The sequence below is a fragment of the Methanofollis sp. genome (assembly GCF_028702905.1).
Lineage (GTDB): Archaea > Halobacteriota > Methanomicrobia > Methanomicrobiales > Methanofollaceae > Methanofollis.
In genome coordinates this window covers 1-2,602 of sequence record NZ_JAQVNX010000186.1, presented here as the reverse complement: position 1 = coordinate 2,602, position 2,602 = coordinate 1, and the positions used below count along the sequence as shown (strand labels likewise).

Annotated in this window: 3 protein-coding genes; 1 reads left to right on the top strand and 2 read right to left on the bottom strand. The window is 63.6% G+C overall.

Going from position 1 to position 2,602, the window contains the following annotated elements; genetic code table 11:
* Positions 1-983, bottom strand: a 983-nt coding sequence (gene purM / locus PHP59_RS12545; RefSeq protein ID WP_300167484.1) for a phosphoribosylformylglycinamidine cyclo-ligase, incomplete at its 3' end; no start/stop codon positions are given.
* Positions 976-2,367 carry an aspartate kinase gene (locus PHP59_RS12540; RefSeq protein ID WP_300167482.1) on the bottom strand — a complete coding sequence of 464 codons (1,392 nt, stop codon included), beginning with the start codon at positions 2,365-2,367 and terminating at the stop codon, positions 976-978. The genes PHP59_RS12540 and purM, both read right to left, overlap by 8 nt.
* An 80-nt stretch (positions 2,368-2,447) precedes the next feature.
* On the opposite strand from PHP59_RS12540, the gene PHP59_RS12535 reads away from it, so the two are divergent.
* A partial coding sequence (locus tag PHP59_RS12535) for an FAD-binding protein (protein WP_300167486.1) occupies positions 2,448-2,602 on the top strand: 155 nt, incomplete at its 3' end.

Here is a 2,602-nt window from a genome sequence, read left to right as displayed (position 1 = left end):
ACGCCGCGGAGGTACGCGCCGCTCTCCGGGACGACGGTGCCCGCCACCTGCACGTCGGGGATGACCGCCCTGAGGGCAGGGAGGCTCGATTCGGGGATGACAAAGGCATAGCCCATGCCCATATTGAAGGTGCGGTACATCTCGTTCTCGTCAAGACCGCCCAACTCCTGGATCCAGGCAAGGATCTCGGGGACGGGCAGGGGGTCGGTGATGTCGAAACCGTACGTCGAGAGGCGGGTGAAGTTCAGGAGGCCGCCGCCGGTGATGTGGCACATGCCGTGGACGTCGCAGACCGCGGCGGCGTCCAGGGCCTCGCGGTAGATCCGCGTCGGCGTGAGGAGGGCCTCGCCGACCGTCCGTCCCGATGGGAGAACGACGTCATAGCCGCCGTTCTCCAGGGCGACCTTCCTGGCGAGGGTGTAACCGTTCGAGTGGACGCCGGTCGAGGGCACGCCGACGATAAGGTCGCCGGGGGCGATCGTCTCACCGGTGACGACCTTATCTTTCTTCTGTGCGCCAAGGCAGGTGCCTGCAAGGTCAAGGCCGGTGACAAGGCCCTTCAGGGTCGCGGTCTCCCCGCCGACAATGTTCATGTTCGCCTGGCGCGCCCCTTCATTGAGGCCGATCCCGATCTGGCGCATCTTATCCACGGAAATGCCCTCGGTGGCGATATAGTCGACGAATGCCACCGGCTCCAGGTTCATCACGAAGAGGTCGTTGACATTCATCGCCACGCAGTCGATGCCGACCGTCGACCAGTCCTGCAGGCCGTCGGCGACGAGCATCTTCGTGCCGACGCCGTCGACGGCAAGGGCAAGCGCCATGTCGCCGAAGTCGATGAGCCCGGCGAAGTGGCCGACGCTCCCGAGCATCGGGAAGGAGCCCTGACGCCGGTAGGAAAGCTGGTCAATAAGCGTGCGCACACCCCGCGCTTCGAGATCGATGTCCACGCCGGCTTCGGCGTACCCTGTACCTTTACTCATCTTTGCATTCCTCCGAAAGCCTGAATTCGTCGTGGAGCACCTGCAGGGCCTTTCTGCTCTCGTCCTGCCGCACCACGAACGAGACGTTCACCTCTGACGATCCCTGCGAGATCATCATCACATTGACCCCGGCCTTGCCAAGGGCGGTGAAGATCCGGCCCGATATCCCGGGCGTCCCGGCCATGCCGGCGCCGATGACCGCAATCGCCACGACATTCCGGTCAGAGGTGACCTCGCGGACAAGGCCGCTCTTCACCGGGGCTGCAAGCACCTCAAGGGCAAGCGGCAGGTCGTTCTCCTCGATGATCAGGGAGATGTTCGCCTGCGACGAGGCCTGCGAGATCATCATCACATTGATCCCGACGTCGCCGAGGGCGGTGAAGATCTCCCTGGCCACGCCCGGCCTGCCAATCATCTGGACGCCATTGATGTTGACGAGGGCGACGCGGGCGATGTGGGTGATCGCCTTGACGACACGCTTCTCCTTCTGCTCCTGCCGGCGGACGACCGTTCCGGGAGAGTCGGGGTTGAAGGTGTTCTTGACCCGGACGATGGTGTCCTTCTCCATCGCGGGTTCGATCGTCTTCGGGTGGAGGACCTTCGCCCCGAAGTACGAGAGTTCCATTGCCTCGCGGTAGCTGACATAGGGCAGGACGCGGACATCTGCGATGATCTTCGGGTCTGAGGTCATCACGCCGTCGACGTCGGTCCAGATCCAGATCTCGTCGGCGTCGATGGCGCGGCCGACGATCGCGGCCGAGTAGTCGGAACCGCTGCGGCCGAGAGTGGTGACGATGCCCTCGGGAGTGCAGCCCATGTAGCCGGTGATCACCGGCACACCGTCCATGAGCAGGGGGACGACCCGGCTGTGGATACGGGGATCGCTCTGCGGCAGGACAAGGGCGTCGCCGTGCTTGCTCGTTGTCAGGATCCCGGCCTCGCAGCCATCAAGGGCGGTGGAGGGGATGCCCCGCTCCCTGATCGCGGCCGAGAGGATGAGCGCCGAAAGACGCTCGCCATAACTGACGATATAGTCCTTCGAGCGCTGGGTGAGTTCATGGAGGGCGTGAACCGCCGTAAGGATGTGTTCGAGGTTGACAAGGCGCTCGTTGATGACAGCCCCCACCTCTTCGGCCTGGCCGGGAGCGGCGGCTTCGAGCGTCTTGAGATGTTTCGCCCGGAGAGCCTGGATAAATGCGGCAATCGGGGGCTCTTCTACAGATGATTCGGCCTCGGCAGCGATCGCATGGAGCTGATCGGTGACGCCCGACATCGCCGATACGACGACCGCCACCTCATGCCCTTCGGCATGGTAGCGGGCGAGGATGTCGACAGTCCGCCCGATCGCCCCGGCATCGCCGACCGAGGTGCCGCCAAATTTCATTACAAGCCTCATTTATGGCTCACTCTCACTGGTCCCACACAATGGTATTTATGTACTGACACTTCCCACGGTATAATAGGATGCGCGCGCTGGATAGTATCGACTGCCATACCCTTGTCATCGGGAGTGGCGGCGCCGGAGTGAGGGCGGCGATCGAAGCCGACCGGTATGGCGAGACGGTCCTCCTCTCGAAGAGCATCACCGGAAAGGGGGGGTGCACGACGATGGCGGAGGG

Bases quoted from the DNA above. Each gene is read 5' to 3' on its own strand.
- PHP59_RS12540 (WP_300167482.1), bottom strand. From the start codon at position 2,367: ATGAAATTTGGCGGCACCTCGGTCGGCGATGCCGGGGCGATCGGGCGG.